Here is a 22,597-nt window from a genome sequence, read left to right as displayed (position 1 = left end):
AGGAGTGCGGTTGAGCACGCAGCACATGCCCCTTACCTCCGGGTGGACCCTCCGCCTGACCGGCGGCGAGGTCCCCGAGGGGCTGGAGGCGCTCCGCGACCAGGGCGTCCCGGCCCAGGTCCCCGGATGTTGCCACGGCGACCTCCTGGCCGCCGGGGTGATCGAGGACCCCTACCTGGGCCGCAACGAGCTCGACGTGGCCTGGGCCGGGCGGGCGGACTGGCGGTACGACGCCGTCCTGCCGCCCGTTCCGGCCGGGTTCGAGCGCACCGACCTGGTCTTCGAAGGGCTCGACACGGTCGCGGCCGTGGCGCTCGACGGCACGGTCCTCGGCACGACCCGCAACATGCACCGCACGTACCGGTTCGACGTCACCGGGAGGGCGCGCGAGGGCGCGGTGTTGTCGGTGGCGTTCACCTCCGCCTACACCGAGGCCGAACGCCTGCGCGACCTCCTGGGCGAACGGCCCAACGCCTACCCGGAGCCGTTCAACTTCATCCGCAAGATGGCGAGCAGCTTCGGCTGGGACTGGGGGCCGACCCTGGTGACGGCCGGCATCTGGAGACCGGTCCGGCTGGAGTGCTGGAACGTCGCGCGGCTGGCGTCCGTCCGGCCGCTGGTGACGGTCGCGGACGGCGCCGGGCGCGTGGAGGTGCGCCTCGACCTGGAGCGCGCCGCCTCGGGGGAGGACCGCGAGCTGCGGGCGTCCGTCGAGGTCGACGGCCGGACGTCCACCGTGACGATCCCGGCGGGTGCCTCGTCGGCCGTCGCCGTCCTGGACGTGCCCGGCGTGGAGGTGTGGTGGCCGCGCGGCTACGGCGACCAGCCGTTGTACGGCTGCCGCGTCACGCTCACCGATGCCGGGGACCGGGCCCGGGGCGGGGACGGCACCGAGCTGGACGTGTGGGAGCGGCGCATCGGCTTCCGCACCGTCGAGATCGACCGGGCCGCCGACGGCCACGGCACCGCGTTCACCTTCGTCGTCAACGGGACGCCGGTGTTCGCGCGCGGCGTCAACTGGATCCCCGACGACGCCCTGCCCGCCCGCGTCACCCCCGAGCGTTACCGGCACCGCCTCGTCCAGGCCGCCGGCGCCGGGGTCAACCTGGTGCGGGTCTGGGGCGGCGGCCTCTACGAGGACCGCGCGTTCTACGACACCTGCGACGAGCTCGGCCTGCTGGCCTGGCAGGACTTCCTGTTCGCCTGCGCCGCCTACCCCGAGGAGCAGCCGCTGCGCGGCGAGGTCGAGGCCGAGGCGCGCGACAACGTGGTGCGCCTGATGCCGCACCCCAGCCTCGTGTTGTGGAACGGCAACAACGAGAACCTGTGGGGCTTCCGCGACTGGGGATGGGAGGAGGAACTGGCCGGCGACAGCTGGGGCGAGGGCTACTACCTCGGCGTCCTGCCGCGGATCGTCGCCGAGCTCGACCCGGCCCGCCTCTACAACGCGGGCAGCCCCTGGTCGGGATCCTGGGACCACCACCCCAACGACCCGGCGCACGGCCTGTCGCACTTCTGGGAGATCTGGAACCGGCGCGACCACTCCGGCTACCTCGACGACGTGCCGCGGTTCGCCGCCGAGTTCGGCTGGCAGGCGCCGCCCGCGTACGCGACGCTGCGCGAGGCGCTGCCGGGGGAGGAGCTGGCCCCGGCGTCGCCCGGGATGTCGCACCACCAGAAGGCCGAGGACGGCCAGGGCAAGCTGGACCGCGGCCTGGCCCACCACTTCGCCGCGCCCGCGACGTTCGACGACTGGCACTACCTCACCCAGCTCAACCAGGCGCGGGCCATCGCCACCGGCGTCGCCCACTGGCGTTCGCACTGGCCGGTGTGCGCGGGCACCGTCGTCTGGCAGCTGAACGACTGCTGGCCGGTCACCTCGTGGGCGGCGATCGACGGGGCGGGCCGGCCCAAACCGCTCTACCACGAGCTGCGCCGCCTGTACGCCGACCGGCTGCTGACCCTCCAGACCCGCGCCGGCGCGCGCGTCCTGGCCGTGGACAACCAGTCGGGCGAACGGTGGGAGGGCCGCGCACGGGTCCGCCGCATGCTCCCCGACGGGACCGTCCTGGCCGAGGAGACCGTGCCGTTCGCGGTGCCGTCGCGTTCGGTCTCGACGGTGCCGCTGCCCGTAGGGGTCGCCGAGATCACCGACCGGCACAAGGAGTTCCTGGTGGCCGACGCCGGGGACCTGCGCGACGTCGTGCTCGGCGGCGCCGACCACGAGTTCTCCTATCCCGCGGCGGACCTGGACGTCGAGGTCCGGCCGGGCGCCGGGGCCGCCGGGGCCGCCGGGGCCGCCGGGGCCCCGGACGTCGTCGAGGTCGTGGTGACCGCCCGGACGTTCGTGCGCGACCTGCTGCTCCAGGCCGACCGCCTGGCGCCGTCGGCGGCGGCCGACCTCGGGCACGTCACGCTGCTCCCGGGGGAGAGCCGGGTGATCACCGTGCACGGCCTCGACCCCGCAGGGCTCGACCCCGCCGCGGTGCGCGCGGCGCTGTTCTGCGTCAACTCCACGCAGACGGGCGCGCAGACGGGCGCGCAGACGGGCGCGCAGACGGGCGTGCGGTCGTGACGACGGCGCCGATGCGGCTGAGCACCGTGGTCCGGCCCTATCCCTGGGGGTCGTCCACGGCGTTCCCGGCGATGTTCGGCACCGAGCCGACCGGTGAGCCGCAGGCCGAGCTGTGGGTGGGCGCCCATCCGTCGGCGCCGTCGCTTGCGGACGGCAGGCCCCTGAACGAGCTGATCGGCGAGGACCCGGCCGGCCTGCTGGGGCGGCCCACGGCCGATCGGTTCGGCCCCGTCCTGCCGTACCTGCTGAAGGTGCTGGCGGTGGAGCACCCGCTGTCGTTGCAGGCGCACCCGTCCGCCGAGCAGGCGGCGTCCGGGTTCGCCCGCGAGGAGGCCGCCGGGATCGCGCCGGACGACGTGCGGCGGAGCTACAAGGACCCGCGTCACAAGCCGGAGATGGTGTGCGCGGTCGGCGACTTCCAGGCGTTGTGCGGCTTCCGAGACCCGCGTGACGCCGCTGACCTGCTGGACGGTCTCGGCGTTCCGGAGACGGCGCCGTGGCGGGCGCTCCTGCGGGACGGTGCGCTGCGCGACGCGTTCGAGCGGATCCTCGGCGCGGACGCGGACGCCGACGCGGACGCTCGCTACGCGGTCGAACGGGCGCTTCTCGACAGCGGGCGCGAGGAACTGGCGGTGTACCGCGACCTGGCCAAGTCCTTCCCGGGCGACCCGGGGGCCACCGCCGCGCTGTTGCTGAACCACGTCCGGCTGCGTCCGGGCGAGGCGATGTACCTGGGCGCGGGCGTGCCGCACGCCTACCTGTCCGGCGTCGCGGTCGAGATCATGGCCAACTCCGACAACGTTCTGCGCTGCGGGCTGACCGGTAAGCACCGCGACGTCGCCGAGGCCGTCCGCGTGCTGGACTTCCGCCCGGCCGGGCCGTTCCGCGTCGCCGGATCCGATCGTTCCGGCACGGCCTCGTACCGGCCGCCCGCCGGGGAGTTCATGCTCACCCGGTACGACCTGGCCGCCGGCACGACCCACCCGCTCACGCCCGGCGTGCCCCGCGTCCTGCTGTGCCTCGGTGGCGAGGCCCACGTTCAGGGGACCGCCCCGCGCCCCGGCGAGGCGCGCGTTCGGGAGACGACACTGCGGGCGGGCGAGGCGGCCTTCGTCCCCGCCGCCGCGCCCGCGCTCGGCCTCACCGGGCGGGGCACCCTCTACGCCGCCGAGCCGGGGGAGGCGCCGTGACCGTTCTCGCGCTCGACATCGGCGGCACGAAATTCGCCGCCGCCCGCGTCACGCCGGACGGGACCCTCCTCGCCCGCGCCGAACGTCCGGTCGGCCCCGACCCGGCCGGGACGCTCCGCCGCCTCGTCACCGAGTTCACGACCCCGGCCGTGACGGCCGTGGGCATCGGCGCGGCGGGGCCGATCGACGCCGCCGGCGGAACGGTGTCGCCGGTCAACATCGAGGCCTGGCGCGGCTTCCCGCTCACCGCGACCGTCCGCGCGCTCGCCGGCGGCCGGCCCGTCACCCTCGCCGGCGACGCCCAGTGCATGGCCCTCGGCGAATGGTGGCGCGGCGGCCACGGCACCGCCTCGCTCCTCGGCGTCGTCGTCTCCACCGGCATCGGCGGCGGCCTCGTCCTGGACGGCGTTCCGCTGCGCGGCGACACCGGGAACGCCGGGCACATCGGCCACGTCGTGATCGAACGCGACGGCGAACCCTGCCGGTGCGGTGCCCGGGGCTGCCTGGAGACCCTCGCGAGCGGTCCGGGCATGGTCCGCTGGGCCCGTTCCCGCGGCTGGACGGGCACCACCGCCGAACGGCTCGCCGGTGACGCCCGCGACGGCGAGCCCGTCGCGCTCGCCGCGTTCGACCGATCCGCCGCCGCCCTGGCGGCCGCCCTCCTCACCACGGCCGCGCTGCTCGACGTCCACGACGTGGTGATCGGCGGGGGAGTGGCCGCGGCGGGCGACCTGCTCCTCGGGCCGTTGCGCGACCACCTCGGCAAGCACGCCGGGCCGTTCGCGCACGTCCGGGTCACCACGACCACGCTCGCCCGCGACGCCGGCCTGTACGGGGCGGCCGCGTTCGCCCTGCTGACCTCGGGGGACCACCTCGACCCAGAGGAGACACCTTGCGACCCACCCCACGAAGAACGACCCTGACCGCCGCCCTCGCCGCACTCTGCCTCAGCACGCTCTGTGCCAGCCTTCTCGGCACACCCCGGGCGCAGGCGTTCCCGCCCGCCTCCAAGCAGGACGTCATCAGCCACCTGGCCTCCATCACCGGCCGGAACGTCGTCTCCGGCCAGCACAACAAGGAGCCCGCCAGCAACCCCGGGCAGTACACCCAGCAGGTCAAGGACATCACCGGCCAGTACCCCGGCCTGTGGGGCGGCGACCTGATGTTCCGGCCCGAGGACGTCGCCAACCGGCAGCGCGTCATCGACCAGGCCAGGACCGAATGGGCGAACGGCTCGCTGGTCACCCTCACCTGGCACGTCTGCACGCCGACGGGCGGCAGCACCTGCCAGTTCGAGGGCGGCGTGAAGACCCAGATCTCCAACGCCCAGTTCAGCCAGATCGTCACCAACGGCACCGCGCTCAACACCGCCTGGAAACGCCGTCTCGACGAGGCCGTCCCGTACCTCCAGCAGCTCAAGAACGCGGGCGTCCCCGTCCTGTTCCGGCCGCTGCACGAGATGAACGAGTCGTGGAACTGGTGGGGCCACCGCCCCGGCGCGAACGGCGGCGCGCGGCTCTACCAGATCACCCGTGACCACCTGATGAGCAAGGGCCTGACCAACCTCATCTGGGTCTGGAACGTCCAGGACAACCCGGCGGGCAACTGGTCCGCCTACTACCCGGGCCACTCGTACGTCGACGTCGTCTCCCTCGACGCCTGGTACAAGAACTACCCGAGCCAGTCCGACTACCAGCAGATCCAGAACATCGCCGGTGGCAAGCCCATCGCGATCGCCGAGATGGGCAAGGTGCCCAACGCCTCGCTGCTCGACTCGCAGACCCGCTGGAGCTACTTCATGCTCTGGTCGGAGCAGCTGCGCGGCAACAACACCAACGCCGAGATCCAGGCGGGCTACTTCCACCCCCGCGTCCTCAACCAGGGCGAGTTCACCGTCCGCCGGTAGGAGACCGTCCCCTCCCGGCCGTCCAGGCGGCCGGGGGCGGTCGCGGCGACCCCGCGGCCGCCCCCGGCCATGGCCGCTCAGCCTTCGATCGAGAAGCCCATCGCGACCGCCGCGGTGACCGCGATCAGCCCGGGTGCGAGATCCTCCTCCACGCCGCCCCGCGCGGTGCCATGGCTGTAGGTCTTCATCCGTTCCGGATCGACGTCCTCGATGTGCACCACCCTGCCGAGCTTGACCCCGGCCGCCTCGGCGTACAGCTCCGCCTTCGCCCGCGCCGCCGCCACCGCGTCGCGCCGTGCGCGTGCGCGCAGCGCCGGCTTGGCGCGCACGTCGAACACGATGCCCTTGATCTGGTCCACGCCCGCGCTCACCACGTCGGTGAGCAGCCCCTGTAGATCGTCGATCGCCACGGTCTCGATCTCGAAGTCGGCTTCGCAGGCGTACCCGACCTTCTTGCGGCGGTCCTCGACCCGGCTGTACTCGTAGCGCGTCGAGAGCTTGAGCTGGGATGACGACACCCCGCCTTCCGGGATCTCGCGCGCCCTCAGCACCGCCCGGAAGGCGGCGATGATCTCGTGGGCTCCCTCGAACGCCTCCGCGGGCTGCTCCCGGTCACATTCCAGCTGGAGCTGCACCCGCACGAAGTCGGGCTCGGCCGACACCGTGGCCGCCCCGAACGTGGCCACGCCCCACGGCTCGGTGATCTTCGGATCGTTCAGCATGCGTGCCTCCAGCGACCGTCCGGGAAGGAACGAATGATCATAAACAGCCGCGACCTCGGCCGCGACCTGATCCGCGCGATCGTCCGGAACGGGTCAGCCGGAGCTGATCAAACCGGGCCGGAACGGGCGAGGCGGAAGCCGACGTCGTCGACGTGCAGGGTCGGGTGGCTGCGGCGGCGCACGGACGCGCGGCAGCTCCAGTGCTCGTCGAACCAGCCGCCGCCGCGCAGCACCCGGTAGGTGCCGTAGACCTCGGGATCGTAGAGGTCCCAGCACCAGTCCCACACGTTGCCGAGCATGTCGTGCAGGCCCCAGCCGTTCGGGCGGCGGCCGCCCGCCTCGTGCAGGCGTTCGCCCGAGTTGGCCCGGTACCAGGCGATCTCGTCCAGCGGTCCGTAGCGCGGCCCGGACGTCCCGGCGCGGCAGGCGTGCTCCCACTCGGCCTCGGTCGGCAGGCGGTAGCCGTCGGCGCCGGCGTCCCACTCGACGTCCTCGCCGTGGACGTCGTACGCGGGCGTCAGGCCCTCACGTTCGGAGCGGGCGTTGCAGAAGCGCACGGCGTCCCACCACGACACGTTCACCGCGGGCAGCCGCCCCTCGCCCGCGATCTCCGCCGCGGTGACCGGGAACGCGGCGAGACGGAACGGCGCGACCTCGACGTCCCAGGTCCGTTCCGTGCGCCGGTCCGACAACGTGACCCGTCCCGCCGGGATGTCGATCATGTGCAGGCTCACCACTTCGGGAGGCTACCAACGAGGCTGGTGATTTCGCCGATTCGCCGGGACGCGCGACCGGCCGACACTGTGCCTCCCACCCCCTGCCCATGGAGGTAACCGTGCGTCCACCCGTCCGGTTCACCTGGTGGCGCGCCGGAGCCGCGGCGATCGCGGCGGCCCTCGTCGCCGGCGTCCTCACCGCTCCCACCGCCGCCGAGGCCGCCGCCAACCCGGTGATCACCACCCCGCCCGCCGGCGACCGCGGCTTCCCGTTCCTGGCCGCGGCCGAGGACCTCGGCTCGTACGGCTACACCGAGAGCGAGTACTTCTTCGCCGGCACCGCCACCTCGTACGGCAAGCTCGGGCTCTGGGGATCGGACGGCCGCTGGCCGGTCCGCACCACCGGCCGGTCCGCGTACAAGAGCCGCATGCTCGTCCGGCGGCCCGCCGACCCGGCCCGCTTCAACGGCACGGTCGTCGTCGAGTGGCTCAACGTCAGCGGGCAGATCGAGCTGTCCCCGGACTACTGGTTCGCCCGCGAGGAGCTGCTGCGCAAGGGGTACGCCTGGGTCGGCGTCTCGGCGCAGTCGGTCGGCGTGAACGGGGGACTGGGCGACATCCGCGGTCTCAAGGGCTGGGACCCGGCGCGGTACGGCACCCTCGACCACCCGGGCGACGCGTTCGCCTACGACATCTTCTCCCAGGCCGGGCAGGCCCTGCGCACCCCCAACGGGCCGAACCCGCTCGCCGGGCTCCAGGTCAGGACCGTCCTGGGGGACGGCGAATCGCAGTCGGCCGGCTTCATGACGACCTACGCCAACGCCGTCCACCCCGTCGCGCGGGTCTACGACGGCTTCCTCATCCACAGCAACGGCGCCGTCGGCTCGCCGATCAGCGGCAGCCTCACCGACATCCTGTTCATGCCGAACCCCTCCCGCATCCGCACCGACCTGACCGTGCCCACGTTCGTCGTCCTCACCGAGACCGACGTCCCCCGTGCCGCCGCCGCCCGCCAGCCCGACACCGCCAAGGTCGTGCACTGGGAGCTCGCCGGCACCGCGCACGGCGACCAGTGGGCCCGCGACACCGCCCGCGACACCGTGCTGAGGTCGGCCGGCGACGCCGCCCCCGAGCCAGGGTGCGCCGAGGGCTCCGCCCCGCTCAACGACGGGCCCGGCCACTACTCGATGAACGCCGCGCTGCGCCACCTCACCTCCTGGGCCCAGGGCGGACCCCGGCCCGCGAGCGGCGCGCACCTCGACACCGACCAGCGCGACCCGTCCACCGGCCTCGCCGCCGGGGGCATCCGGCTCCCCGACGTCACCGTCCCGACCCGCACCCTCACCGGCCTGCGCGACACCACCGGCGGCGGCGTCTTCTGCGGCCTCTACGGCGCCACCGACCCCTGGAACGCCGACGCCGACCCGTGGGACCGCCACGACGCCGGCGACCCGTCCGACCCCGCCGCGCCCCGCGACACCGAGCCCGACCTGACCCTCCTCTACCCGACCCGCGACGACTACGTCGGCAAGGTCCGGACCGCCGCCACGGCCTCCGTCGCCGCCGGCCACCTCCTCCCCGAGGACGCCACGACCATCATCAGCGCCGCCGAGAACTCCACGCTCGGCGGCTGAACACTCGCGCGCGCCCCGTCCTCCCCCAACACGGGGCGCGCGCGAGTCCCTTCCCGGAGCCGGCCTTCGGGGTCCCGGAAAGGGAGACGCGCATGAACGGGATCAAGATTGCCGCCGCGACGGGTGTGCTGGGGCGTCACGCGGCGGGCGGCGCGGTGATCCTCAGCGGTCCGCGCCTCTCCGCCAACGTCACCTTCAAAGCCTGACAGCCGCCCGCGCCCGCCCGGGGAAATCTCTGGATCTTCTGGGTGGGGTCGCGCATAGTTGCCTCAGGTGCTTCCGGGGGCGGTCCGGGGCCGGGGACGGAGGGCTCTGCCGATGCGGCGGCTGGTCGCCTTGACGCTCGTGGCGTGCCTTGCTCCGGCCGGGTGCGGGGACGCGTCCGCGGAGTCGATCCTCGACAAGGCGACGCTGGTCGCGGGGGTGCGGCCGGACCTGCCGGGGATCGGGCTGCGGCGGCCGGACGGCTCGTTCGAGGGCTTCGACGTGGACGTCACGCGGCAGGTGGCGCGGCGGCTCGGCAAGAAGGCGGCGTTCGTCCCGGCGCTCGCCAGGGACCGCGAGCCGCTGCTGCTGGAACGGCGCGCCGACCTGGTGCCGACGTTCTGGGTGCGGCCCGACTGGAAGACCCGGCTGGCGTTCGCGGGCCCCTACTACCCGACGTACCAGGACATCCTCGTACGGGCCGGGGAACGGGGCGTCCGCGGCGTCCGCGACCTCGCGGGGCGGCGGATCTGCGCGGTGACCGGCGCCGGCGCGGCCGACCAGGTGACCAGGGAACGCGGCGTCGCGGCGGTGCAGGTGCCCGCGAAGGACTACGACGAGTGCGCCGGCATGCTCCGCGACCGGCGGGTCGACGCGATCACCACGAACGACACCATCCTGGCCGGGATCAAGCTGCGCAACGGCGCCGCCTTCCGGCTGCTGAACGCGCGGTTCGGGGAGCAGCGCACCGGGATCGGCATGCGGCGCGGCGACCCCGACGGCTGCGAGGCCGTCAACAGGGCCGTCACGCAGATGTACCAGGACGGAACGATGGCGGTGCTGATGCGCAAGTGGTTCGGGGGTTCCGGGCTGGACCTGTCGGTCGTCGAGGTCCCGGAGTTCGAGGGGTGCGCCTGAGGCCTCAGCCGGGGCGCCAGGAGCCGACCTCGTCGAGGGCGCGGCGTACCGCGTCGTCGTAGCGCGGCTTGATGTGCGGGTCGATCCCGGCGCCGCCCATGGAGACCACGGTCGAGGTGACGACGTCCTGGACGAACGTCCGGGCGGCCTCGGCCTCGCTGCCGTAGGCGCGCCCGGAGAACGAGCCGCGCTCCCACAAGCCCACCGTCCAGCGACCGTCGCGGTGCACCAGGACGGGCACCTCGTCGGCGACGGCGGGGTTGACGTCCTGGACGCCGTAGACGGTGTCGGGGATCCCGGCCGCGCGCAGCAGCTCGACCGCCTGGAACCGGTCGGCGAGAAGGTCCCAGCCCGGGCAGAGCAGCAGCGCGACGGTGCGCAACATGCTGCCCCTGCGGACCCTCGCCCGCCGTTCGCCGTCCGCGATCACGCCGGCCTCCTCTCCGCGCCGGGCGAAACGTTCGCCCCGACGACGGCGTGACGCTAGCGGGTGGCGCGGCGCGGTCTCAACCGGTCAGAAGACGCGGCCCAGGTCGCGGCGGAGGAGGGCGGCCATGCTGTGCTCGGCGAGCGCGGCGATCGTCATGGACGGGTTGCAGGCGCCGGTGGAGCCGGGGATGCGGGCGCCGTCCAGGACGTACAGGCCGCGGTGGCCCAGGACGCGGCCGTACCGGTCGACCGCCGGGCCCATCGGGACGCCGCCCAGCGAGTGCCAGGTGGACGGTTCGAGGGCGTTGGTGTCGATCATGAAGCCGCCACCGGCCCGGGAGAGGCCGTCCATCTGCTTCTTGATTGCCTTCTGGAGGCCGGCCTCCGCCTGGGCCGGCCAGGTGAGGCGCGCGTCGTCCTTCCCCGCGTCGTACCGCCAGGTCCCGGCGGGCTTCACGATGCCGAACCCGACGACGACCATCGTCTTGATCGGGTACGGCGGCAGCAGCGGCGACCCCGCATGGATGATCGTGAACGGGACCGGGCCGCCCGGCAGCCTGCCGCCGACGCACGCCGGCCCGCCCTGCTTGTCGCCGGGGTCCCCGTCCGGCTGGATCCAGGCGTAGATGCGGTCGCCGTTGTTGCCCCACTGCGTGCCGATCGCGTCCGGCAGGTCGGGGACCAGCCCCTTGCCGCGGGCCTTGACCAGCAGGCGGGTCGTGCCGGGCGAGCCCGCGTTGAGGAAGACGGCGCCGGCGACGATCCGCTTGTGCTCCTGGACGACGCCGCCGGTGTCGATGCGGTCGACGTGCAGCACCCACTTCCCGCGCGCGTTCATCGACACGTCGCGCACGACGTGCAGCGGCGCGACGCGGGTGCGGCCGGTGGCCTCGGCGGCGGCCAGGTAGGTCACGTCGATCGACTGCTTGCCGCCGTTGTTGACGCCGAACGCCAGGTCGCTGGTGATGTACGTCGGGTCGTACGCGCCGCGCAGCTCGCCGCGCACGTAGTTCCAGTCGACCGGCAGCGGGACGCGGAACGTCTCCAGCCCGGCCTTGGGCGCCACGTCCAGGAACAGCCGGGAGGACCGGTAGGACGGGGTGGCCAGGATGTCGTCGGGAACGGTCGAGACCTTCAGCATCCGGGCGACCGTCGGGTAGGCCCAGCGGTCCAGCGCCGCGTAGTCGTCCGCCGCCGCCGGCATGGACGCGGCGAAGTGCTCCTCGGTCGGCTGCAGGGTCATGCCGTGGTACATCAGCGAGCCGCCGCCGACCGCGGCCCCGCAGTTGAGGGTCATGCCCTGCTCTTTGAGGGTCTCGATGAGGCCGGTGTAGGGCTTCCAGGTCTTGATGACGCCCGGCGTCGTGCTGTGGTCGGTCAGCCAGGCCGACCGCCGGTCGAGGGTGGACATGCGCGGGAAGGTGTCGGCGTTCGGGCCCGTCGGCCAGCGTTTGCCACGTTCCAGGACGAGCGTGGGCACGCCGGCCTGGGCCAGCCGCAGCGCGGTGACGCCGCCGCCGAAGCCGCTGCCGACGACGACGGCGCGTTCCCGGTGCTCGGTCGTCGGCACCCGCCTGCGGCGCGCGGCCGTGGCCGGGGTCGAGGCCGGGGTCGAGGCCGTGGCGGCGGACGCGCCGCCGGGGAAGCCCGCGGCCGTCAGGCCGAGGCCGCCGAGCGCGGCCGAGCCGATGAAGGCCCTGCGGCCGATGGGGGGCGGGGTGTGGTCGGGCACATCTGCTCCTGTCGAGGTGAGGCCGGGTTCTTGCCGGGTCGGCCGGGTCAGGTGGCGGGGGAGGGGAGGGGCTTGTGGCCGAGTGCCGTCAGGAGCCCGGTCATGGTCGCGGTCTCCTGCCGCTGCTCGGCGCTCATCAGGACGGCCAGCGACCTGACGTGCCGGTCGCCGGTCTGGCGGGCCGCCGCCGTGGCCATGGCCAGCCCGCCCTGGTGGTGGCGGATCATCAGCTGGAGGAACCACACCTCCAGCTCCTCGCCCTCGAGCTCACCGAGGCGGTTGGTCTCCTGGACGGACGCCAGCCCGGGCATCACGCCGTCCTTGGTGGCGTGCGCGGTCCCGTGCTCACCGTTCATCCAGGTCATGGGTGGGCCGGACGTCACCTGCGGGGCGTCCCAGAGCGTGAGCCAGCCCTGCATCTGCCCGATCTCGCGCAGCTGGTTGAGCTGGACGCCGGTCGCGATCTGCGACACCGACGGGCCGACGCCGCGCCGGCCCAGCACGGTCTGCGCCATGGTGACGGCCTGCTGGTGGTGGACGATCATGTCCTGCGCGAAGCCGATCTCCACCTTCCCGGCCGGGCGGGCGTCCGCCGGCCCGGAACGGCCGCCGCCGCCCGCCGAGACCACCAGCAGGGCGCCCACCGCGCCGATCACCATGAACGCCACGGCGGAGAACACCCGGCCCGCCCGGCCGCCCCTCGCGGCCGGGCGCGTCGCGGCGGGGCTCATCGCCGCGGGTAGGCGTCGTTGGTGAACTTCAGCAGCAGCGCGCCGTTGTCGTCGCACGACACCCACAACGTGTCGCCGTCGATCCGGGGCGGGGACATGCACCAGTCGGCGGTCATGTCGGTCTCGCCGGTGTAGATCGGCCGTCCCTCGGGGAGCGACCGCACGATGTCGGAGAAGTAGCCGCCGAACGGGACGAAGGCGTGCGCCGAGTTGACCAGCGCCGACCGCTTGCCCACCTGGCCCGGCGGGTTGAAGTACGCGATCTCCCGGGGGCTGGTCAGGTCGCGGACGTCGAACACGCGGATGCCCGACTGCGACCACCCGCAGGCCAGGATCGTCGGGTCGTCGGCGCGGTCCAGCGTGCAGTAGTGCGAGTCGTAGCCGAAGATCCCGTTCTTCTCCAGGTCGGCGGCCCGGGTGCCGAGGTGCTCGGGCCGGTTGACCTCCAGCTTGAGCTTGCGCACGACCTTGGGCCTGCGGTCGTCGGAGATGTCGAAGAACCGCACCCCGCCCGACCCCAGCTCGTCCACCGCGAGCATGTACGGCCTGCCCCGGTCGGTGAACGGCAGCGCGTACTGGCTGACGATGCCGTCGTCCCACGTCGTCTCCGACACCCGGCGCAGCTGCGGATGCGGCTTGCGGCGCTGGACGTCGCTGGAGTCGAAGATGACGATGCCCGCGGGGATGCTGGAGCTGGCGACGTAGACCCGGTTGCCGTCCCGGCTCACGTTCACCCCGTGGTTGACCATGCCGGTGAGCCCGTTGTAGATCACCTTCGGCGTGCGCGGGTCGGTCATGTCGAGCGCGGCGATCGCGCCGCCGAGCAGGCCGGTCGTCCAGTACGTGCGGCCGTCGGGCGACCAGGAGGCCTCGTGCCCGGGGAACGCGCCGGGCATCGTCAGCGACGTGCCCCTGATCCCGTTCAGCAGGCGCGGGCGCCGGCAGTCGGTCTTCACGTCGTACACCGAGACGAAGAACCCGCCGGTCGCGGCGCCGACCGACACGGCCGCCAGCAGGCCGCGTCCCTGGTGGACGCGCAACGTCTCCCAGGTGCCGCCGAGCGTCGCCGGGCTCATCAGCGAGTCCGTCAGCTTCGGCTTGCGCGGGTCGGACATGTCGATGACGTTGACGCCCTTGCGCTTGGCGGTCAGCGCGCTCGGCAGGATCGTGCCGAGGTACTGGCAGGTGCCGTACGAGGCGCCGACGGTGCCCTGCCCCTGTCCCTGGTAGCGGCTGACCAGCTCCAGGTTGCACCAGTACCCCTGCGTGCTCCGGCCGCTCACCCGGTCCTTGAGGGGAACCTGCCCCTGCAGCCCGGTCTCCGGCCGCGATCCGGGGCCGCAGTCGGCCCGTGGCACGACCGTGCTGACCTCCGGGCCCGCCACCGCCTGCCCGGCGACCGCCAGCGACCCGCCGAGCACCAGTGCCAGCCCCGCCGCACGCGCTCCGAGACGCGCCATCTCGCTCACCCCTCGCCCTCACATTAAGTTTCCAGCGAGTAACGTAAGGGATCGGTTACAGGGTGGCAATACTCATTTCCCGCACATGAACGGCGCCCGAATCCACGTTCGTCTGAGCAATTGACTCCATCACCCCAGGTAGGGCCCTGCCTGCGAAGGAGCCGTCGGGGACGCGTCATCACGGGAAAATAGAACTGCTCAGGAAAATGCGACCAGAGGGCATGAGGGAATGCCGGGAAAATGCCGCCGAGAAATGGCGGACGCCGGTCAGGGGCTATGTCGAGCCCACCCTGACTTCACGATTCACCCTAGCCGATCGGCTATCCGTTTGGCTAGCCGATCGGCTAGCCGGTATCACCGCTGGTAGGGTGCGGGCGATGGTCCAGCAGAGCCAGCCGGGCGCGGCCCGGGAGCGGGTGCTGGCCGTGGCGCTGGACCTGTTCGCCCGGCACGGCGTCAACGGCACCTCCCTGCAGATGATCGCCGACGAGATCGGCGTCACCAAGGCGGCCGTCTACCACCAGTTCCACACCAAGGACGAGATCGTCCGCGCGGTGGCGGCCCCGGCGTTCGAACGGCTCTACCGGATCACCGAGGAGGCCGAGCGCAAGCGCCGCAGGTCCGAGCGCGCCGAGACGATCCTGGCGGGCATCGTCGACCTCGTCGTCGACAACCGGCGCCTCTCGGCCGTCCTGCAGACCGATCCGGCCGTCACCCACATCGTCCGCGCCCGGCCCGAGATGCAGGACCTCGAACGGCGCATCACCACGCTGCTCGCCGGCCCCGATCCCGACGACGATCTCCTCCTCGGCACCGTGATGGTCAGCGGCGGCCTCATGAACGTCGCCACCGACCCGCGCCTGGCCGGTTTCGACGACGAGCGCCTGCGCCGCCACCTGCTGAGCGTCGCCCGCCGCCTCATCCGCCTGCGGCCCCCACCGGCCCCGAAGGAGGAACCGCAGGTCACATGAGGTGCATCGGCGTTCTCCCGAGAATTTCGGCGGCCGTGTCGATCCGCGGCGTCCCCCGTTCGACCTATGGGCGACAAGGGCCGAGAGGGGCCCGGGAGACACAGGGAGACCGACCGTGAAGTACATGCTGATCATGCGCGCGACCGACGAGGCCTTCGCCGGGATGATGGACATCGACGTCAACGAGATGATCGAGATCGTCGGCAGGTACAACCAGGAGATGATCCAGGCGGGCGTGCTGCTCGCCGCCGAGGGGCTGGACGACGCGAACGAGGGCGTGGTCGTCGACTACTCCAGCGAGCCGCCGGTGGTCACCGACGGGCCGTACGGCGAGACCAAGGAGCTGTTCGGCGGCTTCTACATCCTCGACGTGGCGTCCAAGGAGGAGGCCGTCGAGTGGGCGAAGCGCTCGCCGATGACCGGCGCGGGCTTCAAGACCGAGATCCGCCGGGTCACCACCATCGACGAGATGCCCCAGGACAACGAGTGGATCAAGAGGGAGCGGTCGTGGCGCGAGTCGACCGGCCAGCTCTGAGCGGGACCGCGGACGATGGCCGACCCCACCGGCCGTGAGGCCGTCGCCGCCGTCTGGCGGATCGAGTCGGCGCGGATCGTCGGTGCGCTCGCGCGCTACACCGGCGACTTCGCGCTGGCCGAGGACCTCGCCCAGGAGGCGCTGGCCGAGGCCCTGGTGAACTGGCCGCGCGACGGCGTTCCCCGCCATCCCGCGGGCTGGCTGCTCACCGTCGGCCGGCGGCGCGCGATCGACGCGTACCGCCGGCGCTCCGCCCTCGACGAGAGGTACGCCGCCCTGGCCCACGACCTCGGCGAGGGCGGCGTCGCCTCCGGCAGCGCGCCCGCCGACCCGGTCCGGGACGCCGACGAGGTGCTCTGGGATCCGGACCAGATCGACGACGACATGCTCGCGCTGATGTTCGTGTCCTGCCACCCCGTGCTGGCGAGGGAGTCGCGGGTGGCGCTGACCCTGCGCGTGGTCGGCGGCCTCACCAGCGACGAGATCGCCAGGGCGTTCCTCGTCCCGACCGCCACCGTGCAGGCCCGCATCACCCGGGCGAAGAAGACCCTCGGTGCGGCCCGCGTGCCCTTCGAGGTCCCCCCGGCCCGGGAGTGGACCGGCCGGCTCGGCTCGGTCCTGAACGTGATCTACGTGATCTTCACCGAGGGCTCCTCGGCCAGTTCCGGGGACCGGCTCATCCGGCTCGACCTGGCCGCCGAGGCGCAGCGGCTCGCCCGCGTGCTGAGCCGGCTGCTCCCCGACGAGCCGGAGGTGCACGGCCTGCTGGCGCTGCTCGAACTGACCGCCGCGCGGTTCCCGGCCCGTACCGACCGCGAGGGCCGTCCCATCCTGCTGGAACAGCAGGACCGCGGACGCTGGGACCGCGCCGCGATCATCCGGGGCCGGGCGGCCCTGGCCCACGCCGAGAAGGCCCGCCGCGGCCTGGGCGCCTACGGCCTCCAGGCGGCGATCGCCGAGTGCCACGCCGTCGCCCCCTCGGTCGACGCCACCGACTGGGAGCGCATCGTGCTCGTCTACGAGGCGCTCGGCCGCCTCGCGCCGTCCCCGGTCGTCGACCTCAACCGCGCCGTCGCGGTCTCCATGGCGCAGGGCCCCGCCGCCGCCCTCCCCATCGTCGACGGGCTGGTCGCCGGCGGGGCGCTCCCGAACTCGCACCTGCTCCCGAGCGTCCGCGGCGAGCTGCTCATCCGCCTGGGCCGCACCGGCGAGGCCCGCGAGGAGCTGCGGCGCGCCATCGACCTGTGCGGCAACGAGAGCGAGCGCGCCCTGCTCGGACGCAAACTGGCCGATATCGGTTGACCAGGCTCACCGGACCCGGCCAGGACCGAAGGCGGCGGACGGATTGAGGATCCGCGAAACCGGCACGCCGTGCTGGGCTCGTTCCACCGAGCCCGCCGCCCGGCAGGCCCATCGTCCCGGAGGGAACGATGATCCGATCCGTCTTCCGTACCCGTCTCGCGCTCCTGGCCGTCACGGCCCTGGCGGCCGCCCAAGGCGTCGCCGCAGCGGCCCCCGCCCAGGCCGCCACCATGTCTCATGGAGCGGGAGGGCTCGCCGATCCTCACGTTCGCTGGGGCTCGGCGGGGGAGGGGACGGGGACCGGCTCGGGGTCGGCGGATGCGGGCGGGGTGCGGCGCAGGACGGTGACGGCGATGAGGGCGGCGACGGCCAGGAGCACGGCGCTGAGGGTGAGGCCGAGCGCGTAGCCGTCGTTGAGCGCGTCCGGTGCGGTGCTCTGGCCGGTGCGGTTCTGGGCGGCGGTGCCGAGGGCGGCCAGCCCGAGCGAGGCGCCGATCTGGCGCGAGCTGTTGATCAGACCTGAGGCCGTGCCGGTCTCGTGCGGCGCGACGCCCGCGGTGGCGGCGGCGACGAGCGGCCCGAGGCAGAGGCCGAAGCCGACACCGGCGACGATCGAGGGCCCCAGGACGTCGACGGCGAACGAGCCGTCCGGGCGGATCAGCCCGAACCAGGCGAACCCGGCCGAGGTGAGCAGCGCGCCGCCGATCATGAGGGTGCGGGGCGCGCACCGGTAGCCGAGCTTGACGGCGAGCACCGACCCGGCGACCACGGCGAGGGCGAACGGCAGGAACATGAGCCCGGTGAGCGCCGCCCCGGTGTCGAGCACCCGCTGGAGGTACAGCGACATGAAGTAGAACGCCGAGGCCATGGCCGCCCCGAGGGCGAGGGTGTAGGCGTTCGCGCCGGCCACCGAACGGTCGGCCAGCAGGCCGAGCCGGATCAGCGGTTCGCGGGTGGTGGTCCGTTCGACCTGGACGAACGCGGCCAGCAGGACGGCGGCGACGGCCAGCGTCGTCAGGGTGGCAGGGGAGGCCCATCCGTGCTGGTCGGTGCGGACGACGCCGAACACCAGCAGGGTCATGCCCGCCGTCGCGAGGACGGCGCCCAGCACGTCGGGCCGTCCGCCGCGGGCGGCCGGCGGGTCGGCGGCGACGCCGCGCCAGGCCGTCGCCAGCGCGACGGCGACCATCGGCACGTTCACGAACATGACCCAGCGCCAGCCGGCGTACTCGGTGAGCACGCCGCCGATGAGGACGCCGAGCGCGCCGCCGGCGGCGTTCATCGCGCTCCAGATGCCGAAGGCGCGGACCCGGGCCTTGCCATCGGTGAAGGTCGAGGCCAGGAGGGCCAGCGCGGCCGGAGCGAGCGCGGCGGCGCCGACGCCCTGGACCGCGCGGGCGGCGATGAGATGGCCGGGCTCCTGGGCGAAGCCGCCGGCGAGGGACGCCGCGCCGAACAGGCCGAGCCCCAGCAGCAACATCCGCCTGCGGCCGTACCGGTCGGCGGCCTTGCCGCCCAGCAGGAGCAGCCCGCCGAACGTGAGGGCGTAGGCGTGGATCACCCAGGTCAGGCCCACGGCGCTGAAGCCGAGCCCGGACGCGATCTCCGGAAGGCCGACGTTCACGACCGACAGGTCCAGCGACACCATGAACTGCACGACGGCCACCGCGGCGAGGACGAGCGCCGGCCGGGTGGCGTGCGATGACTTTTCGAACATGTTCCGAAAGTAGCATCGGGAACGGGAGCTGTCGAGAAAGGCCGGAACGCCCCCGGTCTCGCGGCGCGCGGTGATGGGGCAGCATGATGGGACGATGCCCCGAGCCACCGCATCCTCCGGCCGCACCGGCCGTCCGCCGGCGACCTCCCGCGCGCAGATCCTGACCGCGGCCCGCCGGCTCATCGACCGCGACGGCTGGGAGAAGCTGACCATCCGCCGGCTGGCCACCGAGGCCGGCGTCGGGGCGACGACCCTCTACCACCACGTCCGGGACAAGGAGGACCTGCTGATCCAGCTGCTCAACGAGTTCGCCGAGCAGGTCGAACGCCCCGAGCCGCCGGACGACCCGCGGGACCGCATCGTCCAGGTGGCCACCGTGACGCACGACGCCCTCAAGAGCTGGCCGTGGGCCGCGGAGGTCCTCACCTCCGACGGGTTCATCGCCCGCCTCAGCCAGGACAGCCTGTGGCTGGTCGACGAGATCCTGGACGGCGCCATCGAGCACGGGTGCACGCCCGCGCAGGCCGTCGACGTCTTCCGCCACCTCTGGTACTACACCGTCGGCGAGATCCTCGTCCGCCTGCACACCGCCCGCAAGCTCTCCGACGCCGACCGGGAGTCGTTCACCCTCAGCCACATCGACCCGGCCCGGCTGCCGCGCCTGGCGGAGGTCGGCGACCAGTGGGGCGACCTGGCGCAGCGGGACGTCTATCCCGACGGGCTGCGCGCCTTCGTCGACGGGCTCCTCGCCCGCGCCGCCGCGGCCCGCGCCGGCGACTGCTCGTAGCGGATCGCGTCGTAGCGGGTGGCGGCGTTCATCAGCGGGAAGGTCAGCGTGGTGAGGGCGAGGGCCGCCGCGACCACGCCGTGCGCGAGCGTGCGGTAGACCTGCCCGCACCGGATCGGCTTGGTCCCCCGGCCCAGTACTCTTGGCCGGTGTTCTCGCCCCAAGGCCCGTCCCTGCGCGAACTGGCGATCCAGGCGCTGTCCTCGGTCGAACGCGGCTACGACCTGCTCGCGCCGAAGTTCGACCGGACGCCGTTCCGCACCCCCGACCGCATCCTCGACGCGACCGCCGCCGCGCTGCGCCCGTTCGGCCCGTTCGGCGACGGACTGGACGTGTGCTGCGGCACCGGCGCGGGCATGCGGATCCTCCGCCCGCTCTGCGACGGGCGGACCACCGGCGTCGACTTCAGCGCCGGGATGCTCGAGCAGGCGCGCGGCGCGCACCCGGACGCCGAATGGGTCCAGGCCGACGTCCGCGACCTGCCCTTCGACGCCGAGTTCGACCTCGCGGTCAGCTTCGGCGCGCTCGGCCACTTCCTGCCGGGCGAACGGGCCACGCTGTTCGCCGGGGTGCGGCGCGCGCTGCGCCCGGGCGGCGTCTTCGCCTTCCCGGTCGGCGCGCCGCCGCCGGTGACGTCGGGCCTGTACTGGGCGCTGCTCGGGTTCGACGCGGCGATGCGGGTCCGGAACGCCGTGTGGCGCCCTCCGTTCGTCATGTACTACCGCACCTGCCCGCTGCACGCGCTCCGCGACGACCTGACGGCGGCCGGGTTCACCGTGTCGACCGTTCCGCTGGAGTCCCTGGGACGGCTGGACGACGGGAGCCCGCGGGGACGGCTCGTCCTGGCGCGCAAGCCCGGCACGGCCTGACCGCTTCGGCGGCGGCTCAGTGGGCGGGCAGGGCGGGGCCGGCGTCCAGGGCCTGGGCGATGCCGGTCTCGACGTCGGTGTCGTAGCCGGTGCGATAGGCGATCCGGTAGGCGGCCTCGCCCAGGGCCCGGCGGGCCTGGTCCTCGCCGGCGCGGCGCGCGGCGACCCAGGCGGTGATGCCGACCTGCGAGCGGCCGATGGTGTCCCACACCCGTTGCGCCAGGCCGAAGAGGTGGGCGGCCTGGCGGTGCCGGCCGAGGGCGAGCGCGGCCGGGCCGAGCATGTCCAGGGCCAGCGCGGCGCCGAGCCGGTCGTTCAGCCGGTGCTTGCCGGCCAGGGCCGCCTGGCCGGACCGGTAGGCGGCGGCCGGGTCGCCGGCGGCCAGCTCGGCCTGGGCGCGGAAGACGTCGCTGTAGCCGCGCACCCAGTGCTCGTTGTGCCGCTCGCACAGGGCCCGCAGCTCCTCCAGCAGGACGATGGCGTCCTTGGGGCGGCCTTGGGTGATGTAGGCGATGCCGCGCACCAGCCGGCCGTAGAGGGCGGGAAGGCAGAACGTGCCGTCGTCACGCCGGCGGGCGAGCATGGCCTCCGACAAGGAGATCTGCGCGGGCAGGTCACCGCTGATCGCCGCGGCGCACGCCAGGGCCACCTGGGCCCCGTCGGCTCCCGCGGAGTCGCCGATCCGGTCGGCGGCGGCGGCGCACTCGGCGGCCCGCGCCTGGCCGGCGGCGATGTCGCCCTGGCTGAGCAGGACCAGCGCCAGCGCCCACAACACGCGGTTGCGGACCGGGCTCGGACCGGCGCCGGGATCCAGCGCCAGGGCGCGTTCGAGGTAACGCTGGCCCTCCTTGGGGAACCCGCAGGCGTACCAGAAGAACCACAACGTGCCGGCCAGCTCCAGCGCGCCGTCGTCCTCCGGGTGGGCGAGGCAGAACTCCAGGGCGGCGCGCAGGTCGTCGTGGTCGGCGGTCAGGCGACGGCACCACGCGAGCTGGTCGGGGCCCAGCCATCCGGTGGCGGCGTTGCCGGCGAGCGCCAGGTAGTGGTCGCGGTGCCGCTCCGCCAGCCCGTGGTGTTCGCCCAGGCCGCGCAGCCAGAACGTGCCGTACGCGCGGATGCTGTCGAGCATCCTGAACCGCCGCACGCCGTCCTGCGCCTCCGTCTGGATGAGGATGGACTTGTCGGCGAGGGCGTCCAGGAGCTCGGGGATCTCCACGGCCGGGAGCAGGCGGTCGGCGCACACCTGGGCGGTGGTGCCGACGCCGAACGAACCGGCGAACACCGAGGCGCGGGCCCACAGCAGCCGTTCGTGCGGGGTGCACAGCTCGTGGCTCCACCCGATCGCGGTGCGCAGCCCCCGGTGCCAGGGCGGGTCGGCGGCGGAGGTCTCCTGCTCGACGTCCTCCAGGACCTCGAACCGGTCCTCCATGCGGTCGTTCATCTCGGCCAGCGGCATCTCCGCCAGCCGCGCCGCGGCCAGCTCGATCGCCAGCGGCAGCCCGTCCAGCCGCCGGCACAACCGCACCACCTCGGGGCGGTCGGCGCCGGTGACGGTGAACCCCGGGACCGCCTCGGCGGCACGTTCGGCCAGCAACGTCAGCGCGTCCTCGCTGCGGGCGCCCACGCCCTCGCCGTGGGGGACGGGCAGCGGTGCCAGGGGGAGCAGCCCCTCGCCCGGGACGCCCAGGGGACGGCGGCTGGTGGCCAGGATCCGCAGGCGCGGCGCGGCGGCCAGCATGATCCGGGCGATCCGCGCGCAGGCCTCGGAGAGGTGCTCGCAGGTGTCCAGGATCAGCAGCACCTCCCGGCCGGCCAGATAGCCGGTCACCACCTCGATCATCGTCCGGGGCGTCTGGTCGGCCAGCGGCAGCGCCTGCGCGATCGTGAACGGCAGCAGGGCGTCCTCGGCCAGCGGCGACAGCGCCGCCCACCACGCCCCGTCGGCGAAGCGGGGGGCCAGCGTGGTGGCGGCCCGCAACGCCAGCCGCGTCTTGCCCACCCCGCCCACTCCGGTGATCGTCACCAGCCGGGACCCGGCGCACAGGCGTTCCAGGTCGGAGAGCTCCCGGGACCGCCCGATCAGCCTGCTCGTCTCCACGGGCAGGTTTCCGGTCCGCTCGTCCATCGCCATGACCGTCACCCGCCGAATCGACCCCACCACACATGGTGAGACAATCCTGACCCCGCTCGGCGTGCGAC

General features: G+C 73.6%; 20 protein-coding genes. 11 read left to right on the top strand and 9 right to left on the bottom strand.

Features of this window, described 5'->3' with window-relative positions:
- Positions 1 to 10: 10 nt before the first annotated feature.
- From ABZ810_RS17050 to ABZ810_RS17035, 4 genes are read left to right on the top strand one after another with little or no spacing between them, the layout of a single operon-like run.
- Positions 11 to 2,575: a glycoside hydrolase family 2 protein gene (locus ABZ810_RS17050; protein WP_358403888.1), complete on the top strand. Its 2,565-nt coding sequence runs from the start codon at positions 11 to 13 to the stop codon at positions 2,573 to 2,575.
- An 11-nt stretch (positions 2,576 to 2,586) separates the two neighbouring features.
- Complete coding sequence (gene manA, locus ABZ810_RS17045; RefSeq protein WP_358403886.1) at positions 2,587 to 3,765, top strand: mannose-6-phosphate isomerase, class I; 1,179 nt, start codon at positions 2,587 to 2,589, stop codon at positions 3,763 to 3,765.
- Complete coding sequence (locus ABZ810_RS17040) at positions 3,762 to 4,688, top strand: ROK family protein (protein WP_358403885.1); 927 nt, start codon at positions 3,762 to 3,764, stop codon at positions 4,686 to 4,688. Before manA ends, ABZ810_RS17040 begins: the two co-directional genes overlap by 4 nt.
- Positions 4,658 to 5,671 (top strand): glycosyl hydrolase, encoded by a 1,014-nt coding sequence (locus tag ABZ810_RS17035; protein WP_358403883.1) that lies wholly within the window; start codon positions 4,658 to 4,660, stop codon positions 5,669 to 5,671. The genes ABZ810_RS17040 and ABZ810_RS17035 overlap by 31 nt, the downstream gene beginning before the upstream one ends.
- A gap of 77 nt (positions 5,672 to 5,748) precedes the next feature.
- Here the strand turns inward: ABZ810_RS17035 and ABZ810_RS17030 are convergent, their stop codons facing one another.
- Positions 5,749 to 6,393 (bottom strand): SIMPL domain-containing protein, encoded by a 645-nt coding sequence (locus ABZ810_RS17030; protein ID WP_358403881.1) that lies wholly within the window; start codon positions 6,391 to 6,393, stop codon positions 5,749 to 5,751.
- Positions 6,394 to 6,500: 107 nt separating this feature from the next.
- Positions 6,501 to 7,115: an SUMF1/EgtB/PvdO family nonheme iron enzyme gene (locus tag ABZ810_RS17025; RefSeq protein WP_358404389.1), complete on the bottom strand. Its 615-nt coding sequence runs from the start codon at positions 7,113 to 7,115 to the stop codon at positions 6,501 to 6,503.
- Between the two features lie 113 nt (positions 7,116 to 7,228).
- Here ABZ810_RS17025 and ABZ810_RS17020 point away from each other — a divergent pair, with 113 nt between their 5' ends.
- Together ABZ810_RS17020 and ABZ810_RS17015 are read left to right on the top strand one after the other, a co-directional pair.
- Entirely contained in the window at positions 7,229 to 8,743 is a 1,515-nt protein-coding gene (locus ABZ810_RS17020; RefSeq protein WP_358403880.1) for an alpha/beta hydrolase domain-containing protein, read from the top strand.
- A gap of 318 nt (positions 8,744 to 9,061) precedes the next feature.
- Positions 9,062 to 9,865 carry a transporter substrate-binding domain-containing protein gene (locus tag ABZ810_RS17015; protein ID WP_358403879.1) on the top strand — a complete coding sequence of 268 codons (804 nt, stop codon included), beginning with the start codon at positions 9,062 to 9,064 and terminating at the stop codon, positions 9,863 to 9,865.
- A 4-nt stretch (positions 9,866 to 9,869) separates the two neighbouring features.
- Here the strand turns inward: ABZ810_RS17015 and ABZ810_RS17010 are convergent, their stop codons facing one another.
- The 4 genes from ABZ810_RS17010 to ABZ810_RS16995 all read right to left on the bottom strand — a co-directional run bounded on the left by ABZ810_RS17010 (position 9,870) and on the right by ABZ810_RS16995 (position 14,217).
- Entirely contained in the window at positions 9,870 to 10,295 is a 426-nt protein-coding gene (locus ABZ810_RS17010) for a hypothetical protein (protein ID WP_358403877.1), read from the bottom strand.
- An 84-nt stretch (positions 10,296 to 10,379) separates the two neighbouring features.
- Complete coding sequence (locus tag ABZ810_RS17005; protein WP_358403875.1) at positions 10,380 to 12,026, bottom strand: GMC oxidoreductase; 1,647 nt, start codon at positions 12,024 to 12,026, stop codon at positions 10,380 to 10,382.
- A gap of 47 nt (positions 12,027 to 12,073) precedes the next feature.
- Positions 12,074 to 12,757 carry a DUF305 domain-containing protein gene (locus ABZ810_RS17000; protein ID WP_358403874.1) on the bottom strand — a complete coding sequence of 228 codons (684 nt, stop codon included), beginning with the start codon at positions 12,755 to 12,757 and terminating at the stop codon, positions 12,074 to 12,076.
- Positions 12,754 to 14,217: a hypothetical protein gene (locus tag ABZ810_RS16995; protein WP_358403872.1), complete on the bottom strand. Its 1,464-nt coding sequence runs from the start codon at positions 14,215 to 14,217 to the stop codon at positions 12,754 to 12,756. Before ABZ810_RS16995 ends, ABZ810_RS17000 begins: the two co-directional genes overlap by 4 nt.
- 377 nt (positions 14,218 to 14,594) lie before the next feature.
- Between ABZ810_RS16995 and ABZ810_RS16990 the strand changes: the two genes are divergently transcribed.
- From ABZ810_RS16990 to ABZ810_RS16980, 3 genes are all read left to right on the top strand, one after another.
- Positions 14,595 to 15,188, top strand: a complete 594-nt coding sequence (locus tag ABZ810_RS16990) for a TetR/AcrR family transcriptional regulator (RefSeq protein ID WP_358403870.1) — start codon at positions 14,595 to 14,597, stop codon at positions 15,186 to 15,188.
- A gap of 115 nt (positions 15,189 to 15,303) precedes the next feature.
- Positions 15,304 to 15,723 carry a YciI family protein gene (locus ABZ810_RS16985; RefSeq protein ID WP_358403869.1) on the top strand — a complete coding sequence of 140 codons (420 nt, stop codon included), beginning with the start codon at positions 15,304 to 15,306 and terminating at the stop codon, positions 15,721 to 15,723.
- Between the two features lie 15 nt (positions 15,724 to 15,738).
- Complete coding sequence (locus ABZ810_RS16980) at positions 15,739 to 17,025, top strand: DUF6596 domain-containing protein (protein WP_358403867.1); 1,287 nt, start codon at positions 15,739 to 15,741, stop codon at positions 17,023 to 17,025.
- Between the two features lie 262 nt (positions 17,026 to 17,287).
- Here the strand turns inward: ABZ810_RS16980 and ABZ810_RS16975 are convergent, their stop codons facing one another.
- Positions 17,288 to 18,742 carry an MFS transporter gene (locus ABZ810_RS16975; protein ID WP_358403865.1) on the bottom strand — a complete coding sequence of 485 codons (1,455 nt, stop codon included), beginning with the start codon at positions 18,740 to 18,742 and terminating at the stop codon, positions 17,288 to 17,290.
- A gap of 94 nt (positions 18,743 to 18,836) precedes the next feature.
- Here ABZ810_RS16975 and ABZ810_RS16970 point away from each other — a divergent pair, with 94 nt between their 5' ends.
- A complete protein-coding gene (locus tag ABZ810_RS16970) occupies positions 18,837 to 19,529 on the top strand; it encodes a TetR/AcrR family transcriptional regulator (protein WP_358403864.1) in 693 nt (230 codons plus the stop codon).
- On the opposite strand, the gene ABZ810_RS16965 is transcribed toward ABZ810_RS16970, so the two are convergent.
- Complete coding sequence (locus tag ABZ810_RS16965) at positions 19,451 to 19,693, bottom strand: hypothetical protein (RefSeq protein ID WP_358403862.1); 243 nt, start codon at positions 19,691 to 19,693, stop codon at positions 19,451 to 19,453. The genes ABZ810_RS16970 and ABZ810_RS16965 overlap by 79 nt on opposite strands.
- Here ABZ810_RS16965 and ABZ810_RS16960 point away from each other — a divergent pair.
- A complete protein-coding gene (locus ABZ810_RS16960) occupies positions 19,679 to 20,398 on the top strand; it encodes a methyltransferase domain-containing protein (RefSeq protein WP_358403861.1) in 720 nt (239 codons plus the stop codon). The genes ABZ810_RS16965 and ABZ810_RS16960 overlap by 15 nt on opposite strands.
- A gap of 16 nt (positions 20,399 to 20,414) precedes the next feature.
- Here ABZ810_RS16960 and ABZ810_RS16955 read toward each other — a convergent pair whose 3' ends face one another.
- Positions 20,415 to 22,523, bottom strand: coding sequence for a LuxR family transcriptional regulator (locus ABZ810_RS16955; protein ID WP_358403859.1), 2,109 nt, complete (start codon positions 22,521 to 22,523; stop codon positions 20,415 to 20,417).
- Positions 22,524 to 22,597 lie beyond the last annotated feature (74 nt).

The organism is Spirillospora sp. NPDC047279 (assembly GCF_040643285.1).
Lineage (GTDB): Bacteria > Actinomycetota > Actinomycetes > Streptosporangiales > Streptosporangiaceae > Spirillospora.
Note: the sequence above shows the minus strand (reverse complement) of the source record. Positions and strands in the feature narration are given on the sequence as shown.

Bases quoted from the DNA above. Each gene is read 5' to 3' on its own strand.
- ABZ810_RS16995 (WP_358403872.1), bottom strand. From the start codon at position 14,217: ATGGCGCGTCTCGGAGCGCGTGCGGCGGGGCTGGCACTGGTGCTCGGC.
- ABZ810_RS16980 (WP_358403867.1), top strand. From the start codon at position 15,739: ATGGCCGACCCCACCGGCCGTGAGGCCGTCGCCGCCGTCTGGCGGATC.
- ABZ810_RS17015 (WP_358403879.1), top strand. From the start codon at position 9,062: ATGCGGCGGCTGGTCGCCTTGACGCTCGTGGCGTGCCTTGCTCCGGCC.
- ABZ810_RS16990 (WP_358403870.1), top strand. From the start codon at position 14,595: ATGGTCCAGCAGAGCCAGCCGGGCGCGGCCCGGGAGCGGGTGCTGGCC.
- ABZ810_RS17030 (WP_358403881.1), bottom strand. From the start codon at position 6,393: ATGCTGAACGATCCGAAGATCACCGAGCCGTGGGGCGTGGCCACGTTC.
- ABZ810_RS16955 (WP_358403859.1), bottom strand. From the start codon at position 22,523: ATGGACGAGCGGACCGGAAACCTGCCCGTGGAGACGAGCAGGCTGATC.
- ABZ810_RS16970 (WP_358403864.1), top strand. From the start codon at position 18,837: ATGCCCCGAGCCACCGCATCCTCCGGCCGCACCGGCCGTCCGCCGGCG.
- ABZ810_RS17025 (WP_358404389.1), bottom strand. From the start codon at position 7,115: ATGATCGACATCCCGGCGGGACGGGTCACGTTGTCGGACCGGCGCACG.
- ABZ810_RS17000 (WP_358403874.1), bottom strand. From the start codon at position 12,757: ATGAGCCCCGCCGCGACGCGCCCGGCCGCGAGGGGCGGCCGGGCGGGC.
- ABZ810_RS16975 (WP_358403865.1), bottom strand. From the start codon at position 18,742: ATGTTCGAAAAGTCATCGCACGCCACCCGGCCGGCGCTCGTCCTCGCC.
- manA (WP_358403886.1), top strand. From the start codon at position 2,587: ATGCGGCTGAGCACCGTGGTCCGGCCCTATCCCTGGGGGTCGTCCACG.